The following is a 19048-nucleotide window of genomic DNA, read 5'->3' as shown; positions in this document are numbered from 1 at the left end:
GCAGGTCCTCAGGCCGACCAGGTATCGCGCAGGGTCACGCTGCGGTTGAACACCGGCTTGGCTTCGGTGTGGTCGCGGCGGTCGGCGACGAAGTAGCCGGTACGTTCGAACTGGAACGACTGCTCCGGCGCGGCGCTGGCCGCGGCCGGCTCGACATAGCCGGTGACGGTGCGGCGCGATTCCGGATTGAGGTAATCGCGGTAGGTCTTGCCTTCCGATTCATCATCCGGGTTCGGCACCGAGAACAGGCGGTCGTACAGGCGGATCTCGGCCGGCACGCCATGCACGGCGCTGACCCAGTGGATGGTGCCCTTGACCTTGCGGTTGGCGCCTTCCATGCCCGGACGCGATTCCGGATCCAGCCAGCCGCGCAGCTCGGTGATGGTGCCGCCGGCATCCTTGATCACTTCGTCGCAGCGGATGATGCCGGCGCCGCGCAGGCGCACTTCGCCACCCGGCACCAGGCGCTTCCAGCCCTTCGGCGGCACTTCGGCGAAGTCCTCGCGGTCAATCCACACTTCGCGTGCGAACGGCACGTCGCGGCTGCCGAAGCTCTCGTCCTTCGGGTGGTTGCTGAAGGTCAGCTGTTCTTCATGGCCTTCCGGCAGGTTGGTCAGCACCAGCTTGACCGGATCGATCACTGCCATGCGGCGCGGCGCTGCACTGTCCAGGTCTTCGCGCAACGCGCCTTCCAGCACGCTGAAGTCGATCAGCGAGTTCTGCTTGCTGATGCCCACGCGCTCGGCGAACAGGCGCATTGCGGCCGGGGTGTAGCCACGGCGACGCAGGCCCTGCAGGGTCGGCATGCGCGGGTCTTCCCAGCCGTCCACCAGCTGCTCGGTGACCAGCGCCATCAGCTTGCGCTTGCTCATCACCGTGTAGTTGATGTTCAGGCGCGAGAACTCGATCTGGCGCGGCTTGGCGGCTTCGCGCGGCAGGCCGGCATCGACCAGCGGCTGGGTCAGCGCATCGTCATGGGCGAAATCGACGTTGTCCACGCACCAGTCGTACAGCGGGCGGTGGTCTTCGAACTCCAGCGTGCACAGCGAGTGGGTGATGCCCTCGATCGAATCACCCAGCGCGTGGGCGAAGTCGTACATCGGGTAGATCGGCCACGCGTTGCCGGTGTTCTGGTGCTCGACGTGCTTGATGCGGTACAGCGCCGGATCGCGCAGGTTGATGTTGCCGCTGGCCATGTCGATCTTCGCGCGAAGGGTGCGCGCGCCATCCGGGAACTCACCGGCGCGCATGCGGCGGAACAGGTCGAGGTTTTCCTCGACGCTGCGGTCGCGCCACGGCGACGGGCGGCCCGGCTCGGTGAGGGTGCCGCGGTAGGCGCGCACTTCCTCGGCCGACAGGTCGCAGACATAGGCCTTGCCCTGCTCGATCAGCTTTTCGGCGGCCAGGTAATAGGCCTGGAAGTAGTCCGAGGCGTGGCGCAGCTCGTTCCACTCGAAGCCCAGCCAGCGCACGTCGTCCTGGATCGCAGCCACGTATTCCGGGTCTTCCTTGGCCGGGTTGGTGTCGTCGAAGCGCAGGTTGCAGACGCCGCTGAATTCGCCGGCGATGCCGAAGTTCAGGCAGATCGACTTGGCATGGCCGATGTGCAGGTAGCCGTTCGGCTCCGGCGGGAAGCGGGTCTTGATCGCCTGGTGCTTTCCGCTGGCCAGGTCCTCGCGCACGATCTGGCGGATGAAATCGCGCTTCTCGTGGCTGTCGGCGGGGGTCTCGGGGCTGGCGGGGGTGTGCTCGGACATGAGTCTGGGGCGAAAAAGGGCAGAAAGACCAACAGTCTAGCGCGTACGGGGCAGGGCTGCCCGGTGGGGTGTGGGGATGCCGGCCAGCGGTCGGCACTACCCAACTGCACGGCGATCCACATTCCGTCGGCCCGCTGCCGGCGCTACCGGAAGGTGGATGGGTAGTGCCGGCCGCTGGCCGGCAGAACGGTCATGCGCCGTCACCACTACCATTCAGCCCCCGGGCGTATGCTGGAACCCTGTCCCACGGAGCCGCCGCATGCACATCGTGTACAAGGCCGACAACCTGTTCGACGCCCACCTGGTCAAGCACGCGCTGGAAGATGCCGGCATCCCGGCCTTCGTGTTTGGCGAGCAGCTGCTGGGCGGCATGGGCGAGCTGCCGCTGTTCGGTGTGCTGCGGGTGGGAATCCCCGATGCGGCACGCCCGCAGGCCGAGGACATCGTGGCGGCGCTGGACTTGGGCCACGCGCCGGACGCCCCCATTTCAGATGCAGACGACATAGCCGGACTTCCGGCGTAGGAGCGCATCATGTTGGGAATTGGCCAGGGCATCCTCGGCATCGGCGCCTTCAAGCAGCGCCTGCCACGCCCGGAAGAGGCGCTGCCGGGGCGTGACCAGCCGCTGCCGCTGCACAGCAACCAGCACTTCGTGAACAGCCATCCGCTGAAGGACCGTTTTGCCGGCCTGCAGCAGATCCGTTTCGCGCTGGGCTGCTTCTGGGGCGCCGAGCGCAAGTTCTGGACCGAACCGGGCGTGTACAGCACCTCGGTGGGCTATGCCGGGGGCATCACCCCGAACCCGACCTATGAAGAGGTCTGTTCGGGCCTGACCGGCCACACCGAAGTGGTGCAGGTGGTGTTCGACCCGGCGGTGGTGAGCCTGGAGCGCCTGCTGCAGCTGTTCTGGGAGAGCCACGACCCGACCCAGGGCATGCGCCAGGGCAACGACACCGGCACCCAGTACCGCTCGGCGATCCACGCCACCGACGAAGCCCAGTACAAGGCCGCGCTGGCCAGCCGCGAGGCCTACCAGGCGCAGCTGGATGCGGCCGGCTACGGCCCGATCACCACCGAGATCGTGTACCCGGCACCGGCGTACTACTACGCCGAGGACTATCACCAGCAGTACTTGGCGAAGAATCCGAACGGCTACTGCGGCATCGGCGGCACCGGCGTGAGCTGCCCGATCGGGTTGGATGTGGAGGCGCCGCGCTGACGCGCGGTGGTCCGCCTGCGGCGGGCAACGTCAACGGCTGAAAGCCAAGGCCAAAGCCAAAGCCAAAGCCAAAGCCAAGCGGCTCTGGTTTGCTGTGAGTTTGGCGGGACGGGTGCAGATGGCGGGACACGCCGTAAACCCGTCCTTGGGGGCTCGGCCACGGCATCCATGCCGTGGACGGTCCCGCCATCTGCACCCGTCCCACCTTCGACAGTTTCCCGGTGACGGTGGGCGAGAGCATTGGTTACTGACGAACTGAAGAAAAACAAAAAGGACGCGGCGTTCGCCGCGTCCTTTTTGTTTGGTTCTGCAGTGCTTTCTGTAGAGCCGAAGGCAGCGGCAGGAGCCGCTGCCAACGTCGCTTGCGCGACGGCCCGGAGGGTGCCGGTCAGGACGACCGGCATAGCCATGCTCGGCTCCGAGCAAGCGAAGCGCGCGACCCGCTGTTGCTCTTCTTTCTTTCTTCCGTGGCGGGCGGCCACAGGAAACTGTCAGAGGGCGGGCGGGTTGGGTTCGCGGGAGTGTCCGCCGCATGGATGCGGCGGCCAAGCCTCCAGGGATGGATTCACGGCGTCTCCCGCGAACCCAACCCGCCCGACCCAGCACGGCTGTTGCTTCATGCCTTTCGCGACCAACCGACCCGCCACGAGGGGCTCAGCCGTTGGCCGGTATCACAGTGCCGCGCGGATCCGCTCGCGCAGTGCTTCCAGATCCTTGGCAAACGCCTCGATGCCGGTCGCCAGCTTCTCGGTGGCCATCGGATCGGCCGCCAGGTCCGCCGCGAACTTCGCCGCATCGATCGGGGTCACCGCCGCGCCGTCCGCTGCACCGGCCACCAGCTTGCGCGGCAGCTCGCCGTGGTCAGCGTCCAGCTTCTCCAGCAGGTCCGGCGAAATCGTCAGGCGGTCGCAGCCGGCCAGCGCTTCGATCTGCGCGGTCGAACGGAACGAGGCACCCATCACCACCGTCGGCGAACCGCGGCGCTTGAATTCGGCATACACGCCACGCACGAACTTCACGCCCGGGTCTTCGTCGATGGTGGCCGGGGTCTGGCCGTTGGCCACGTACCAATCGAGGATACGACCGACGAACGGCGAGATCAGGAACGCGCCGGCTTCGCTGCAGGCCAGCGCCTGGGTCGGGTTGAAGATCAGGGTCAGGTTGCAGTCGATGCCCTCGGCCTGCAGGATGCGCGCGGCTTCCACGCCTTCCCAGGTCGCGGCGATCTTGATCAGGATCTTCTCGCGCGGCACGCCGGCATCGGCGTACATCTGGATGAACTGGCGGGCCTTGGCCACGGTGGCGGCGGTGTCGTGGGCCTGGTCGGCGTCCACTTCGGTGGACACGCGGCCCGGCACCAGCGTGCTCAGCAGCGCGCCGACGCCGATGGTCAGGCGGTCGGCCACGGCGTGCACCACGGCTTCGCGGTCGCCACTTTGCTGGCGGCCCCAGGCCAGTTCGCGTTCGATCAGCTCGGCGTAGACCGGCAGGTCCAGCGCCTTCTTCACCAGGGTCGGATTGGTGGTGCAGTCCACCGGCTGCAGGCGCTTGATCGCCTCGTAGTCACCGGTATCGGCAACGACCACGGACAGTTCGCGCAGCTGGGACAGTTTGGACGGGGTACTCATTACGGCTCCTGGTGCAGGGGGATCGAATCGCGCGCGGTGCGCAGCGGTAATCAGGGGCGGTCGTTGTGGACCGCGGTCACGCGCAGGCGCAGCTTGCGGCCGCCGGGCGCGTTCCAGTCGATGCTCTGGCCGATCGAAAGGCCGAGCAGGGCACTGCCGACCGGGGCCAGCACGGAAACCTTGCCTTCATCGACGTTGGCTTCGCGGGGGAAGACCAGGGTCAGGACGTGCTTCTCGCCCGACACTTCATCTTCGCACTCCACGCGCGAATGCATCATGACGATGCCTTCGGGAATCTGGTCCGGTGCCAGCACGGTGGCCCGGTTGAGTTCTTCAGCAAGCGCGAGCGCGGCAGGCGTCTGGCTCAGCGCAGGGGATTCGAGCATGGCGTCCAGGCGGTCCATGTCGAAGGTGGAAACGGTGATCGACGGCGGCAGGCCGCTGGCGGTACTCATGGTGAAGCTCCTTGGTTGAAAGCCATGCAAAAGGCGGCACCTGCTGGCGCCGCCTGTCTGTATTGTGGGGACAAATGCGGCCGGAATCGACTCCTGCCGATTCCAGGCCGGTGCTGTGGGGGTTCAGCCGTTCAGGGCGGGGCCGGGCAGAGCAGTCGCTTCGCCGGTGGCATTCACCGCATCAAGGGTGAACAGCGCCTGCGGCAGGCGCTTGAACTGGTCGGCCAGTTCCATCAGGAAGTCGTTCATGGCCGAGCTGCGGCGCCAGATCATGGCGATGCGACGGCTGGGACGGCCCTCGCCGGTGAAGTCGAGCAGGCGGATGTTGTTCGATCGCGGCACCGGCGGCTGCACCGACAGGCTGGGCAGCAGGGTGATGCCGACGTCGGCGGCAACCATCTGCCGCAGCGTCTCCAGGCTGGTGGCGCGGAACTCGGACTTCTCGTTGGCGCCGAACAGGCGGCACACTTCCAGCGCCTGGTCGCGCAGGCAGTGGCCATCTTCCAGCAGCAGCAGCTTCTGCGTGGCCAGTTCCTGCACATCCAGGTGTTCGCGGCGGGCCAGCGGGTGGCGCCCGGACACCGCCAGCAGGAACGGTTCCTCGAACAGGAACTCGGCGTGCAGCTGGTCGTCGATTACCGGCAGCGCCAGCAGCGCGGCGTCCAGCTTGCCTTCGCGCAGGCGGTCCAGCAGCACATCGCTCTTTTCCTCGACCAGCAGCAGTTCCAGCTCCGGGAAGCGCTCGCGGATGCGTGGGATCACATGCGGCAGCAGGTACGGACCGAGGGTCGGGAAGATCCCCAGGCGCACCGTCCCGGCTTCCGGGTCGCGGCTGCGTCGCGCCGCTTCCTTCAGCTGCTCCACTTCGGACACGATCACCCGTGCCCGTGCCGCCGCTTCCTGGCCGGCCGGGGTCAGCATCACCTTGCGCGGTGCGCGTTCCACCAGCGGCAGGCCCAGTTCCTCTTCCAGCTTGCGGATCTGGGTGGACAGCGTGGGCTGGCTGACAAAGCAGGAGGCGGCAGCCCGGCCGAAATGCTTGTGGTCGGCCAGGGCTACCAGGTACTTCAGATCACGTAGGTTCATCCTTACACCCCAGGGGTAACGGACCGGCTGACGGCATGGTTACCCGACAGGCAGACAATGTTCCCGGTGATCTGGGAACGGTGGATCAGGCCGCTTCAGCAACGGCACCGCTGCTGTTGCTCACCGACGAGCGGATCAGGTGGTCGAACGCGCTCAGTGCGGCGGTCGAACCGGCGCCCATGGCAATGATGATCTGCTTGTAGGGTACCGTCGTGCAATCGCCAGCAGCGAACACACCCGGCAGGTTGGTCTGGCCGCGGTCGTCGATGACGACCTCGCCACGCGGCGACAGCGCCACCACATCCTTCAGCCACTCGGTGTTGGGCAGCAGGCCGATCTGCACGAAGATGCCTTCCAGCTCGACGCGGTGGGCGTCGCCGCCGACGCGGTCCTTGTAGACCAGGCCGGTGACACGGCTGCCGTCACCCAGCACTTCGGTGGTCTGTGCGCTGGTCAGCACGGTGACATTGGCCAGGCTGCGCAGCTTCTTCTGCAGCACTTCATCGGCGCGCAGGCTGGAATCGAACTCCAGCAGGGTTACATGCGACACGATGCCGGCCAGATCGATGGCCGCTTCCACGCCGGAGTTGCCGCCGCCGATCACCGCCACGCGCTTGCCCTTGAACAGCGGGCCATCGCAGTGCGGGCAGTAGGCCACGCCCTTGTTGCGGTACTGGTCTTCGCCCGGCACGTTCATCTGCCGCCAGCGCGCGCCGGTGGACAGGATCACCGAGCGCGACTTCAGCACCGCGCCGTTCTCCAGCTGCACCTGCACCAGGCCGTCTTCGCCGGCCGGCACCAGCGCACTGGCGCGCTGCAGGTTCATGATGTCCACCTCGTACTCGCGCACGTGCTGTTCCAGTGCCGTGGCCAGCTTCGGGCCTTCGGTCTCCTTCACCGAAATGAAGTTCTCGATCGCCATGGTGTCCAGCACCTGGCCACCGAAACGCTCGGCGGCGATGCCGGTGCGGATGCCCTTGCGTGCGGCGTAGATCGCCGCTGCAGCACCGGCCGGGCCACCGCCCACCACCAGCACGTCGAAGGCGTCCTTGGCGGCGATCTTCTCGGCATCGCGCTTGCTGGCATTGGTGTCCAGCTTGGCCACGATCTGCTCGAGGGTCATGCGGCCCTGGTCGAACACTTCGCCGTTGAGGTACACGGTCGGCACCGACATGATCTCGCGCTTCTCGACTTCGTCCTGGAACAGGGCACCGTCGATGGCCACGTGCTGGATGCGCGGGTTGAGCACCGCCGCCAGGTTCAGCGCCTGCACCACGTCCGGGCAGTTCTGGCAGGACAGCGAGAAGTAGGTTTCGAACCTGTACTCGCCTTCCAGGTTCTGCACCTGCTCGATCAGCTCGGCGGTGGCCTTGGACGGATGACCGCCCACCTGCAGCAGCGCCAGCACCAGCGAGGTGAACTCATGGCCCATCGGCAGGCCGGCGAAGGTCAGGTGGATGTCTTGCCCCGGGGGGCCCAGGTCGAAGGACGGCACGCGGCCCTGGCCATCGCGCAGCACCTGCAGCGAGATCTTGTCCGACAGGCTTTCCAGGGTCCGCAGCAGTTCCAGCATCTCCTGCGACTTGGCGCCGTCGTCGGCGTGCGCGGTGATCTGGATCGGGCGGGTCACGCGCTCCAGATAGGTCTTCAGCTGCGACTGCAGGTTGGCGTCCAACATCGGTCTTCTCCTGGCTTCAGGCAAACAGGGGGCGTGGCACCGCTGTACAAGGTAGCGGACCAGCTGGGGGTAGGGGTGAACCCAAGACAGCGACCGTGGAAGGGGCTGGCTGGCCAAGGCGGGCGAGCGTTGGCTGTCTTGGGTTCACCCCCACGCCGGTAGGGCACCGGCATGGGGATGAAGGGCGCGCCGTGGCGTGGGGCCACGGAAGGCCGGTACTGCGTTAGATCTTGCCGACCAGGTCCAGCGACGGGGTCAGGGTCTTCTCGCCTTCCTTCCACTTGGCCGGGCAGACCTGGTTCGGGTTGGCGGCGGTGAACTGGGCAGCCTTCAGCTTGCGCAGGGTCTCGGAAACGTCACGGGCGATCTCGTTGGAGTGGATCTCCAGGGTCTTGATCACGCCTTCCGGGTTGATGATGAAGGTGCCGCGCAGCGCCAGGCCTTCTTCCGGAATGTGCACGCCGAAGGCGTTGGTCAGCTGGTGGGTCGGGTCGCCGACCAGCGGGAACTGGGCCTTGCCGACGGCCGGCGAGGTTTCGTGCCACACCTTGTGCGAGAAGTGGGTATCGGTGGTGACGATGTAGACCTCGGCGCCAGCCTTCTTGAACTCGGCGTAATGGTCAGCCGCGTCTTCGATCTCGGTCGGGCAGTTGAAGGTGAAGGCGGCCGGCATGAAGATCAGGACGGACCACTGGCCCTTCAGGCTGGCGTCGGAAACCTTGATGAACTCGCCATTGTGGTAAGCGTTGGCTTCGAACGGCTGGATCTGGGTGTTGATCAGGGACATCGTTTTTCCTCTGGTGAAGGGGAGTGGGTGAATCGACAGGAGCTAGGTTACCGACTCGCTGGCGATAAGAACAATCCATTGATTGCATCTATTTGATAGATGGAGTCTATCATTCGGTCATGAGCAGGCACTGAACCTTTCCGCTCCCATCCTGCAACTGGCTGTGTGACAAGGGAAATCTCCCGGAGGCGCGGAAAGGGGCCGATAGCCCCTCCTTATTCCCTCCGGCAGAACCTGAACGGATTGCAGCTTTTTGTAGTGTCGAGCCACGCTCGACTGCGGATCTCTGGAACCGAGCCCATGTTCCGCTGTTCCAGAAGCAGCCGAGCATGGGCACGGCTCTACAATTGCGGAATGTCTTTCCAAACCGAACCCTCCCTGCGCCAGATCGTGGCCGAGGCCAGTGCCCGTCTCGGCGGCATCGAAGCCCGCCACGAGGCTGAACTGCTGCTGCTGCATGTACTGGACCGCCCGCGCAGTTGGTTGTTCGCGCACGCCACCGATCCGTTGGCCGCCAATGACCAGGCCGCCTTCGAGGCGTTGCTGGCCCGCCGCGTGGCCGGTGAGCCGGTGGCCTACCTGACCGGCCGTCGCGGATTCTGGACGCTGGACCTGGAGGTCGACCCGGCCACGCTGATCCCGCGTCCGGAAACCGAGCTGCTGGTCGAGCTGGCACTGGAGCGCCTGTCGCCAGACCAGTCGCTGCAGCTGGCCGACCTGGGCACCGGCAGTGGTGCGATTGCACTGGCACTGGCCAGCGAACGGCCGCAGGCGCAGGTGCTGGCCACCGACGCCAGCCCGGGCGCGCTGGCCGTGGCCGCGCGCAATGCCGCCCGCCATGATCTGCGCAACGTCCGCTTCGCCGAAGGCGGGCACGACTGGTATGCGCCGCTGCAGGGCGCGCGTTTTGATCTGATTGCCAGCAACCCGCCGTACATCGCCAGCGACGATCCGCATCTGGAGCAGGGTGACCTGCGCTTCGAGCCGGCCACCGCACTGGCCTCGGGTCCGGATGGCCTGGACGACATCCGCCGCATCGTCGACGGTGGCCAGGCCCACCTGCTGCCCGGCGGCTGGCTGCTGATCGAGCACGGTTGGGACCAGGGCGAGGCGATCCGCGCGCTGTTCGACGCGGCGGGGTTTGCCGAGGTGCAGACCGTGCAGGATCTGGAGCAGCGCGACCGCATCACCCTGGGCCGGCGTCCGGCCTAGAATGGAGGTTCTCCTGCCCCGGCAGGGCATCACCCTGGAGCTGCAAGCATGCGTACGCTGTACCCCGCCATCACCCCCTATGACGTCGGCACCCTGAAGGTCGACGACCGCCACACGCTGTACTTCGAGCAGTGCGGCAACCCGGACGGCAAGCCGGTGGTGATGCTGCACGGTGGCCCGGGCGGTGGCTGCAGCGACAAGATGCGCCAGTTCCACGACCCGTCCAAGTACCGCATCATCCTGTTCGACCAGCGCGGTGCCGGCCGTTCCACCCCGCACGCCGATCTGGTGGACAACACCACCTGGGACCTTGTTGCCGATATCGAGAAGCTGCGCGAACACCTCAAGGTCGATCGATGGCAGGTGTTCGGTGGCAGCTGGGGTTCGACCCTGGCGCTGGCCTATGCCGAAACCCATCCGCAGCGCGTGACCGAACTGGTCCTGCGCGGCATCTTCATGCTGCGTCGCTGGGAACTGGAATGGTTCTACCAGGAAGGCGCCAACCGCCTGTTCCCGGATGCGTGGGAGCATTACCTGAAGCCGATCCCGTCGGTGGAGCGCCATGACCTGATCTCGGCCTTCCACCGCCGCCTGACCAGCGACGACGAGACCACCCGCCTGGAAGCGGCCAAGGCCTGGGCGGTGTGGGAAGGCGCGACCAGCTTCCTGCATGTCGATGACGACTTCATCAACAGCCACGAAGACCCGCATTTCGCGCTGGCGTTCGCCCGTATCGAGAACCACTACTTCGTCAACGGCGGCTTCTTCGAGGTGGAAGACCAACTGCTGCGCGACGCGCACCGCATCGCCGACATCCCCGGCGTGATCGTGCACGGCCGCTACGACGTGGTCTGCCCGCTGGCCAACGCCTGGGACCTGACCAAGGTCTGGCCGAAGGCGAAGCTGGAAATCACCCCGGCCTCGGGCCATTCGGCGTTCGAGGCCGAGAACGTGGACGCGCTGGTACGCGCTACCGATAGCTTCGCCTGATCGGTAGTGCCGGCCGCTGGCCGGCAACGCCGCACCGGTAGCGCCGGGTCATGCGCGGCGCTACCCACCCTCATCCACGCATGGCGTGGATCGACCACAGACTGGTAGTGCCGGCCGCTCGCCGGCAAACCTGAAACGGGTGGATTCCTGCAGGCGCCGGCCAGCGGCCGGCGCTACCAATCCCCGGCCAGCAATGCGTCGGCCAGCACCTGCAGCTTCGGCGAATGCTGGCGCGACGGCGGGTAGATCAGTGACAGCGCGCGGCTGCGGCCCTCGAACGGCTGCAGCACGCGCTGCAGGCGGCCGTCGGCCAAGGCATCGGCCACCGCGAAATCCATCACCTGCACGATGCCGATGCCGGCGATGGCCGCTTCCACCAGCGGATCGCCGCTGTCGAACACCATCCGCGTCGGCGGCGTGAACTCGCGCAGTTGCCCGTCCTGCAGGAACTGCCAGTCCACCAGCCGGCCACTGCGCAGGTTGCGCACCGCCAGGCAGGCGTGATCCTGCAGCGCGGCCACATCGTCCGGTGCGCCACAGCGGGCCAGATACGCGGGGCTGGCCACCGTCACCCAGCGCAGCGGCCGCAATGGCCGCGCGACGATGCGCTGGTCGGCGATGACGCCGGTGCGCAGCGCGGCATCGAAGCCTTCCTCGACCAGATCGACCAGGCGGTCGCTGAGCACGGCTTCCACCTGCAGTTGCGGATGCTGTTCCAGTAATGGCGCCAGCATCGGCACCAGCACCTTGCGCCCGAACATCGACGGCGCACTGATCTTCAACGTACCCGAGGGCGTGCACGGGCGGTCGGCCAGTTGCCGCTCGGCATCGTCCAGGCCGGCCAGCAGCGGTGCCACCTGTTCCACGAACTGGCGGCCATCCGGGGTCAACGCCACGTTGCGGGTGTTCCGCTGCAGCAGCTTTACCCCCAGCGTGGCGTCCAGCCGCCCGATCGCGCGCGACAGGCCGGACTGGCTCAGGCCCAGCTGCCCGGCAGCGACGGTGAAGCTGCGTGCCTCGGCCACCTGCACCAGCATGCGCACGGCATTGAGGTCCAACGAGGATCCATTCATGCCGAAAATCATGACAGATATGGTCGGGCAGGGGTTTATTGATTGGCCCGCATCAATGAGACTGCGCTCCCCCATCGATCCAGACCGCCGATGCCTCCCCTCAAATACCCGCGCTGGGCGTTGACCCTGCTGGCCACCGCGCAGCTGATCATCGCCCTGGACGCCACCATCATCTTCGTCGCCCTCCATGACATGGGCCGCGCGCTGCAGATCAACGCGCAGCAGCTGCAGTGGGTGGTCAGTGCCTACACCGTGGCGTTCGGTGGCAGCCTGCTGCTGGGTGGCCGCGCCGCCGACCTGATTGGCCGTCGCCGTTTCTACCGGCTGGGCATGCTGCTGTTCGCACTGGCGTCGCTGCTCGGTGCGTTGGCGCCGAATGCCACCTTGTTGATCATCGCGCGCGCCGCGCAGGGCGTCGGTGCGGCCCTGCTGTTCCCCGCCACGCTGGCACTGATCAACACGCTGTACGCCGAAGGCCCGGTGCGCAACCGCGCGCTGGCGATCTGGAGCATGGCCAGTGCGGTCGGCCTGGCGCTGGGCACGCTGCTCGGTGGAGTGCTGACCCAGGCGTTCGGCTGGCCGGCGGTGCTGGCGGTGATCGTGCCGCTGGCCACGGCGTGCGCGGTCGCAGCCGGTGCGTGGTTGCCGTCCGATGGTCCAAGGGTGCGCGGCCGCTCCTTCGATCTGGCCGGTTGCCTGACCGTCACCGCCGGCGGCAGCCTGCTGGTCACTACCCTGGTTCAAGGGCCGGAGTGGGGCTGGACGGCACCGGCCACGCTGATCTGCCTGCTGCTTTCAGCCGTGCTGTTGACGGTGTTCGTACAGATCGAAAAACGCAGCCGTGACCCGCTGATGCAGTTTTCGCTGTTGCGCCTGTCGGGCCTGCGCGCGGCACTCGGCCTGACCTTCGCCTTCATGAGCAGCTATGGCGTGCAGTACTACTTCCTGGCGCTCTACTTCCAGGATGGCTATGGCTGGAGCCCGCTGCAGGCCGGCATGGCCTTCCTGCTGCCGACGTTGGTGTGCACCTTCGGCATCCGTATTGCCGAACGCATGCTGCGGCGCCGTTCGCCAAGGCAGGTACTGGCCTGGGGCTTCGCCGCCGGTGCCATCGGCATTGCCGCGGTGGCACTGGCGATGCCGCACGGTGCCAGCTACTGGCCGCTGCTGCCGGGCATCGTGGTGCTCAGCATCGGCCAGGGCATGAGCTGGACAGCGATGTGGATCGTGGCCGGGCAGGGCGTGCCGGGTCCGCAGCAAGGCGTCGCGTCCGGCATGGCGGCCACCGCCCAGCAGATCGGCGGCGCGTTGGGACTGGCGGTGCTGGTGATGGTGGCCAACGCCGCGCGCGGCACGCAGGCCGCAACCAGTGCCGACGCCCTGCAAGGCATGGTCAATGCACAGTACGGCGCCGCGTTGTTCGCCGCGCTCGGCGTGGTGATCGCGCTGGGCCTGCGCCCGGCGCCGGTCGAATCGGCCGCCACCGTCTGCCCGGTCAGCGATGCATGATTGAAGGCGCTGCCGTGGGTGGATGTGCCACGCCTGCGGTAGTGCCGGCCGCTGGCCGGCAATGCAATGATCCAACTACCCTGAGGTTGCCGGCCAGCGGCCGGCACTACCGATCCGGAATGGATCCACGCGCGTTCAACCGAACGCCAGCAACTGCGGCTGCAATGCGCTGAAGATCCGCGCCAGCCGCTCCGCCCACGCCTGCTGCCCAGCCACATCGGCAATCAGGTCCTGGCGGATTTCCAGTTCCACGTGCACCAGCCCGCGGCCTTCGCCATGCACCGGCACTGCGTAGTCGCTGGTGCTGCTCACCGAATACGGTTCATTGTCACCAACCACCAGGTCGCCTTCCTCGCGCAGTGCCTGCAGCAAGGCATGGGCGAAGCGCGTGTCCTGGTGGTACAGCACGCCGGCATGCCACGGTCGCTGCGCGCCGTTCATCGCCGGAGTGAAGCTGTGCATCATCACCAGCAGGGTGGGGCGGCCGGCATCTCGGCGCGCATCCAGTTCCGCGTCGATGCGCGCGTGGTAGGGCGCGTGGATCGCATCGATACGCTGCTGCCGCTGTGCCGCCGACAGCCCGGCATTGCCCGGCACCACGGTGTGGTCGCTCACCTCCGGAATCAGCGTCGGCGAGGCCAGCGGGCGGTTGCAGTCGATCAGCAGCCGCGAATAGGTCTGTTCGATGGCCCAGGCATCCAGCCGTTCGGCCAGTGCGCGGGTGGTGCCGGCAATGCCGATGTCCCAGCCGATATGGCGGTCCAGTTCGGCCTGCGGCAAGCCCAGGCCTGCGAGGGCACGCGGCACCTGCTGGCCGGCATGATCGGCCAGCATCAGGTACGGCGAGGCACCCTGAGGCCGGTGGATCGTATGGATCGCCGGGTCGTCGGCGCCGAGCAGCGCCGGCAGCGCGTGCAGGTCGGCGTCAGCCACGCGGGCGTCCGTCCAGGTGATGCTCGATCATCCACAGCCCGGCCCAGAGCTTGGCGTCCAGCTCGTAGCCTTCGCCCATCTTCTGCACCAGCCAGGCCGCTGCCTCACTGCGCGGAATCTCGTGCACGATGATGTCTTCGCTGTCGTCACCACCGCCCTCGCCAACGCGGCGCAGGCCGGTAGCGCGCACGAAAGCGATCTTCTCGCTGCTGGCGCCGGAAGAGGTCGGGCCGATCAGCAGCACTTCGGCGTGATCGGCGGTCCAGCCGGTTTCTTCTTCCAGTTCGCGCACGGCCGAGACTTCGATCGATTCGCCGGCGTGGATGTCGCCGACCAGGCCGGCCGGCATCTCGATGGTGGGTGCCTGCAGCGGCACGCGGAACTGCTCTACGAACAGCACGTTGTCCTCGGGGGTGACGGCGATGATGATCGCGGCCAGGCCACCGGCGTGGGTACGTTCGCTGTATTCCCAGGTGCCGCGCACCAGCATGCGCTGGTACTTGCCTTCATAGACGACACGCGGGGCTTCGGTGTTGCGCTGGCTCATGCGGGCTCGCTGTGGGTGGGAAGAATATCGGGCACGCCGGCGGCATCGAACAGCCGGCGGCGGGTCATCGGGCCGAAGCGCAGGGTCTGGCACAGGCCGCCGAGCAGCTCGGGATCGGCCGCCTGGCGCAACAGGCCGGGCTGGCTGCCTTCCAGTGGCGCGTCCAGCGCGATGGTGGTCAGCTGGCGCCAGAGCTGGGCGTGCTCGCGCTGCTCGCGCAGGCGCACCGCCATCTGGGCGGCGCCGCGCAGGCGCAGGAACGGCACTTCGTCCAGGCGTTCGTACAGCGCATCCATGCTGCCGAAATGGGCCAGCAGCACGGCGGCGGACTTGCTGCCGACGCCACTGATGCCGGGAATGTTGTCCACCGCATCGCCGCACAGCGCCAGGTAGTCGGCGATCTGGTGCGCGTGCACGCCGTGCCGCGCCTTCACTCCGGCCACGTTCCAGCGCTGGTTGCGTGCGTAGTCCCACTGCTCGTCGTGATCCAGCAGCAGCTGCGACAGGTCCTTGTCGGCGGAGATGATCACGCCGCGGTGGCTGCCACGATGCACATGCAGGGCGCTTCCGATCAGGTCGTCAGCCTCGTATTCATGGTGGGCCAGAACGGCGAGGCCCAATGCTGCGCACAGCGCCTTGCAGTGCACGAACTGGCGCTTGAGCGCCTCCGGCGCCGGGTCGCGGTTGGCCTTGTAGGCGGGGTACAGGCGGTGGCGGAAGCCACTGTCCAGCGCTTCGTCGAAGGCGATGGCGATGTGACGCGGGCGTTCGCGCTCGAGCAGGTCCAGCAGGAAGCGGGCGAAGCCGTGCACGGCATTGGTCGGCCAGCCCTGCGCGTCCTGGAACTGGTCGGGCAGGGAGTGCCACGCGCGGAACACATAGATGCTGGCGTCGACCAGGTACAGCGACGGCGGTGGTACCGGCAGGGTCATGCCGGAGGCGTCCAGTCGCGCAGCAGGGTGGCAGGGTCCGGACGCTCGCGCTCGGGCACAGCGGCCTTCGGCGTGCCGATATGGATGAAACCGGCGATGCCTTCGCCCTCGGCCAGGCCCAGGTAGGCGTGCACGGCGGGGTCGAAGGCCATCCAGGCGGTCAGCCACTGCGCGCCGAAGCCCAGCGCCTGTGCGGCCTGCAGCAGGGCGAAGCAGACGCAGCCGGCGGTCATCAGCTGCTCCTGCTCGGGGACCTTCGGGTCCGGGCGCGGGCTGGCCACCACCACGATCACCAGCGGCGCATGGCTGAAACGCTGGCGATCCTTCTCGAACACGGCCTCGCCCGCATGCGGGTCGCGTTGGCGGCTGCGCTCGGCCAGGAAGTCGCCCAGAGTGTGACGTGCATCGCCGGCGATCTTCAGGAAGCGGAACGGTACGCGCTTGCCGTGATCGGGCACGCGCACTGCCGAAGCCAGCATCCGCTGCAGGGTGGCCGGGTCCGGGCCGGGCTCGGCCAGTTGCCGCGAAGGCACAGAGCGGCGGGCATCCAGGGCGAGCAGGGCGGCGGGGTCGGGCATGGAGTCTGAACCGGTCATCACGAAGGTTTGATTATAGTCGGGGTGGTCAAAGACACCGTCTGTGTCGCGTCTGGCCTTTGAATACCAAATTGTGATGAACGTCATGCCACTGGCGGGAAACGGGCGGCCGCTTCCCCTCGCCTCGCAGGCCTTGCACGGCTTACGATATCTACCTTGCCGGGCCGCCGGTCATGAGGTTTGAAGTGAGGACTGTTTCACTGTCCGTGACGGGCTGGCCGGCCTACCATCGACGTACCGGTACATGGGGTGTGCCGGTCGTCGCGATGTCCACGTTGTCTGTCGTACCAGAGAAGGTGGGGAGCCTTCCCGAATGATGAGCGCGCCCACACCGATGGGATCGCCGGGTCGTGACCCGGCCCAGCTCCAGCGTGCCCGGGACATGGTCCTGCCCGCGCTGTGCCAGGCCTTTGGCGCGGCACTGGCGCGCTTCGACGATGCCCTGTTCGACCGGGCCGGCAATGCCGGTTCGTCGCAGCTGCTGTTCCTGGATGCGATGCGCGAACTGCGCCGCCGCCGCGAGGACATTGCCGGTGCCTTCTCTGGCCACCTGCAGCGGGCCTGGGATGCGCTGGCCAGTGGTGAGCCCATGTCGGCCGAATCGACGCTGTCCGGCCCAGCCGAGGATGGCCTGAGCCTGCTGGCCGAGCACGTGCTGGAGTCGCGGCTGGCGGTGCGCAATTTCGCCACGGTGCTGCTGCGTGACTTCAAGCCGGTGCTGGCGCGGCTCGACCGTCGCCTGGGCCGTCTGGTCGGTGGCGCCGAACTGGATGCCGACCATAATCCCATCAGCCCCGAACACCTGGGCGTGGCCATCCACGAAGCCTTTGCCGGCTGTGAACTGGCCCCGGAAGTGCACCTGGTGCTGATCAAGCTGTGCGAGCGTGACCTGCGCGCGCCGGTGGGTCGCATCTACGAGAAGCTGGACGAGCAACTGGCCGCGGCCGGGGTGATGTCGCAGATGGGGGCGCCGCGGCGTCCGCCGTCGGCCGCGCCCGACCCGCGCATGGCCTCGGGCCTGGATGACCTGGTGGAGCAGCGCCCGGGCTCGGGCCTGGACGGCGAATTCGGTGATGACGAGCAGGCCGCGCCGGCCTGGGCGCAGCGCTTTGCCGCACGCTGGTCCGAGCGGCGTGGCCACATGCAGCAGCACCTGGGCGCCGAAGGCAGCGGCACCGGCGAGGCCCATGCGGGCCAGCAGGGCATGCTGCTGGAGGCGCTGCACGAACTGCTGCAGCAGACCCGCCACGTGCGCGAGGACGCGACGTCGGCCGCACAGGTGGCGATCGGCCAGCAGCGTCCGCTCAGCCAGCGCGAGATGATGTCGGTGCTGTCGCTGCTGCAGGCCACGCCCAGTGCGACCCTGCGTGCAGCGATCGGCGAGGACGGCGAATCACTCGCGCAGCGGTTGAAGAGCGAAGTGCTGTCCAGCGCCACCCGTCTCGGTGTCGACCCGGGCCAGACCCGGCTGGACCCGCAGGACGAGGATGCGATCGACCTGGTGGGCATGCTGTTCGACGTGATGCTGGACGAGCGCGAACTGGAAGGCCGCTCGCGCGAGTTGATCGGCCGCCTGGTGGTGCCGTTCGTCAAGGTCGCCATGCTCGACCGTCGCATGTTCGTGCAGAAGACCCATCCGGCGCGCAAGCTGCTCAACTCGCTGGCCGAGGCCTGCGAAGGCAACACCGGCGAAAGCCAGGCCGAGCGCATGCTGATGGCCAAGGTCGAGGAGATCATCGAGCGCCTGGTCGCCGAGTTCAACGAGAACCTGGCGATCTTCCTGACCCTGGAAGAAGAATTCCGCGAGTTCCTCGTGCAGCATCGTCGCCGCGTGGAAATCGCCGAGCGTCGCGCCGCCGAAACGCAGCGTGGCCAGGAAAAGCTGGAAATGGCCCGTACCCGTGCCGGTGCCGAGCTGGACCGCCGCATTGGTGATGCCACCCTGCCGCCGGCCATCGCTGAATTCCTGCGCCAGCCATGGCAGCACCACCTGACCCTGGCGCTGCTGCGCGAGGGCGAGGAGGGCGCATCGGTGGCCGAAGCGCTGAGCCTGGGCGACGGGCTGCTGGAGGAAGTGGCCGAGGCCCGCCGCCAGATTGTCGGCAAGCCGTGGCTGCAGGCCTGGCAGCCGGTGCTGGCCAAGGTGTTCGCCAGCGTGGGCGTGCATGGCGACGCCGCCACCGGTGCCATCGATGCCCTGCATGACACCCTGCAGGGCATTGCCGAATCGCGGCCGGAACTGCAACGCGCGCTGCCGGAACTGCCGCAGGTGGCACTACCGACCCCGCCGGTGGCCGAATCGCCGGCGGTCGAGCTGGGCGGGCAGATCGATGCCGATGATTTCGACAATGCCGACGCCGATCGCTTCCGTCGCATGGAGATCGGCAACTGGCTGGACTTCGTCGACAAGGACGGCAAGGTGCAGGCCGGCAAGCTGTCCTGGGTCAGCCCGATTTCCTCGCGCCTGCTGTTCGTCAACCGTCGCGGCGTGCGCTTCTGCGTGGCCTCGCCGGAGGAACTGGCGGTGATGGTGCGGCTGGGACGTCTGCGCGCCCATGTGGATGACGGTGCGTTCGACAGCGCGATGCAGGGTGTGATCGATCGGCTGGACCCGGGCAGCGCCACGCTGCACTGAGTGGAGCCGCC

The 19048-nt window shown here is 67.4% G+C and carries 17 protein-coding genes; 6 read left to right on the top strand and 11 right to left on the bottom strand.

All coding sequences use genetic code 11. From position 1 onward, the window contains the following. Positions 1 to 8 precede the first annotated feature (8 nt). Positions 9 to 1757 carry a glutamine--tRNA ligase/YqeY domain fusion protein gene (locus AC5P9L_RS19015; protein WP_012479204.1) on the bottom strand — a complete coding sequence of 583 codons (1749 nt, stop codon included), beginning with the start codon at positions 1755 to 1757 and terminating at the stop codon, positions 9 to 11. A gap of 259 nt (positions 1758 to 2016) precedes the next feature. Here AC5P9L_RS19015 and AC5P9L_RS19010 point away from each other — a divergent pair, with 259 nt between their 5' ends. Next, positions 2017 to 2280: a putative signal transducing protein gene (locus AC5P9L_RS19010; protein WP_005408153.1), complete on the top strand. Its 264-nt coding sequence runs from the start codon at positions 2017 to 2019 to the stop codon at positions 2278 to 2280. Positions 2281 to 2310: 30 nt separating this feature from the next. Continuing rightward, entirely contained in the window at positions 2311 to 2976 is a 666-nt protein-coding gene (gene msrA, locus AC5P9L_RS19005) for a peptide-methionine (S)-S-oxide reductase MsrA (RefSeq protein WP_049418682.1), read from the top strand. 671 nt (positions 2977 to 3647) lie between these two features. Here the strand turns inward: msrA and AC5P9L_RS19000 are convergent. The 5 genes from AC5P9L_RS19000 to ahpC all read right to left on the bottom strand — a co-directional run bounded on the left by AC5P9L_RS19000 (position 3648) and on the right by ahpC (position 8610). After that, positions 3648 to 4604 carry a transaldolase gene (locus tag AC5P9L_RS19000; protein ID WP_005408155.1) on the bottom strand — a complete coding sequence of 319 codons (957 nt, stop codon included), beginning with the start codon at positions 4602 to 4604 and terminating at the stop codon, positions 3648 to 3650. A gap of 50 nt (positions 4605 to 4654) precedes the next feature. Continuing rightward, complete coding sequence (gene rnk, locus AC5P9L_RS18995; protein ID WP_005408156.1) at positions 4655 to 5059, bottom strand: nucleoside diphosphate kinase regulator; 405 nt, start codon at positions 5057 to 5059, stop codon at positions 4655 to 4657. 123 nt (positions 5060 to 5182) lie between these two features. Beyond that, a complete protein-coding gene (locus AC5P9L_RS18990; protein WP_005412310.1) occupies positions 5183 to 6145 on the bottom strand; it encodes a LysR substrate-binding domain-containing protein in 963 nt (320 codons plus the stop codon). An 85-nt stretch (positions 6146 to 6230) separates the two neighbouring features. Beyond that, positions 6231 to 7823, bottom strand: coding sequence for an alkyl hydroperoxide reductase subunit F (gene ahpF / locus AC5P9L_RS18985; RefSeq protein ID WP_495230692.1), 1593 nt, complete (start codon positions 7821 to 7823; stop codon positions 6231 to 6233). Positions 7824 to 8046: 223 nt separating this feature from the next. Continuing rightward, the gene (ahpC, locus tag AC5P9L_RS18980; RefSeq protein WP_005408159.1) at positions 8047 to 8610 is read right to left on the bottom strand and encodes an alkyl hydroperoxide reductase subunit C; all 564 of its coding nucleotides are present in this window, start codon (positions 8608 to 8610) and stop codon (positions 8047 to 8049) included. A gap of 354 nt (positions 8611 to 8964) precedes the next feature. Between ahpC and prmC the strand changes: the two genes are divergently transcribed. After that, positions 8965 to 9822: a peptide chain release factor N(5)-glutamine methyltransferase gene (gene prmC / locus AC5P9L_RS18975; RefSeq protein ID WP_043033785.1), complete on the top strand. Its 858-nt coding sequence runs from the start codon at positions 8965 to 8967 to the stop codon at positions 9820 to 9822. A 48-nt stretch (positions 9823 to 9870) separates the two neighbouring features. Continuing rightward, entirely contained in the window at positions 9871 to 10812 is a 942-nt protein-coding gene (gene pip, locus AC5P9L_RS18970) for a prolyl aminopeptidase (protein ID WP_014646006.1), read from the top strand. A 173-nt stretch (positions 10813 to 10985) separates the two neighbouring features. Here pip and AC5P9L_RS18965 read toward each other — a convergent pair whose 3' ends face one another. Next, positions 10986 to 11885, bottom strand: coding sequence for a LysR family transcriptional regulator (locus tag AC5P9L_RS18965; RefSeq protein WP_495230691.1), 900 nt, complete (start codon positions 11883 to 11885; stop codon positions 10986 to 10988). A 90-nt stretch (positions 11886 to 11975) separates the two neighbouring features. Here AC5P9L_RS18965 and AC5P9L_RS18960 point away from each other — a divergent pair, with 90 nt between their 5' ends. Continuing rightward, entirely contained in the window at positions 11976 to 13394 is a 1419-nt protein-coding gene (locus tag AC5P9L_RS18960) for an MFS transporter (RefSeq protein WP_005408163.1), read from the top strand. 135 nt (positions 13395 to 13529) lie between these two features. Here the strand turns inward: AC5P9L_RS18960 and AC5P9L_RS18955 are convergent, their stop codons facing one another. From AC5P9L_RS18955 to AC5P9L_RS18940, 4 genes are read right to left on the bottom strand one after another with little or no spacing between them, the layout of a single operon-like run. Next, positions 13530 to 14327 (bottom strand): N-formylglutamate amidohydrolase, encoded by a 798-nt coding sequence (locus tag AC5P9L_RS18955; RefSeq protein WP_062607744.1) that lies wholly within the window; start codon positions 14325 to 14327, stop codon positions 13530 to 13532. Beyond that, on the bottom strand, positions 14320 to 14874 hold the full coding sequence (locus AC5P9L_RS18950) for an NUDIX hydrolase (protein ID WP_062607743.1): 555 nt from the start codon (positions 14872 to 14874) through the stop codon (positions 14320 to 14322). Before AC5P9L_RS18950 ends, AC5P9L_RS18955 begins: the two co-directional genes overlap by 8 nt. Then, positions 14871 to 15806 (bottom strand): 5'-3' exonuclease, encoded by a 936-nt coding sequence (locus tag AC5P9L_RS18945; protein WP_005408166.1) that lies wholly within the window; start codon positions 15804 to 15806, stop codon positions 14871 to 14873. The genes AC5P9L_RS18950 and AC5P9L_RS18945 overlap by 4 nt, the downstream gene beginning before the upstream one ends. Then, positions 15803 to 16384, bottom strand: a complete 582-nt coding sequence (locus AC5P9L_RS18940; protein ID WP_005412319.1) for a nitroreductase family protein — start codon at positions 16382 to 16384, stop codon at positions 15803 to 15805. The genes AC5P9L_RS18945 and AC5P9L_RS18940 overlap by 4 nt, the downstream gene beginning before the upstream one ends. A gap of 331 nt (positions 16385 to 16715) precedes the next feature. Here AC5P9L_RS18940 and pacR point away from each other — a divergent pair, with 331 nt between their 5' ends. Next, entirely contained in the window at positions 16716 to 19037 is a 2322-nt protein-coding gene (gene pacR, locus AC5P9L_RS18935) for a PacR family protein (protein ID WP_012479215.1), read from the top strand. Positions 19038 to 19048: the final 11 nt, after the last annotated feature.

It is taken from the genome of Stenotrophomonas sp. YJH_SMC_64, assembly GCF_059371375.1.
This window is presented reverse-complemented; position numbering and strand designations above follow the sequence as displayed.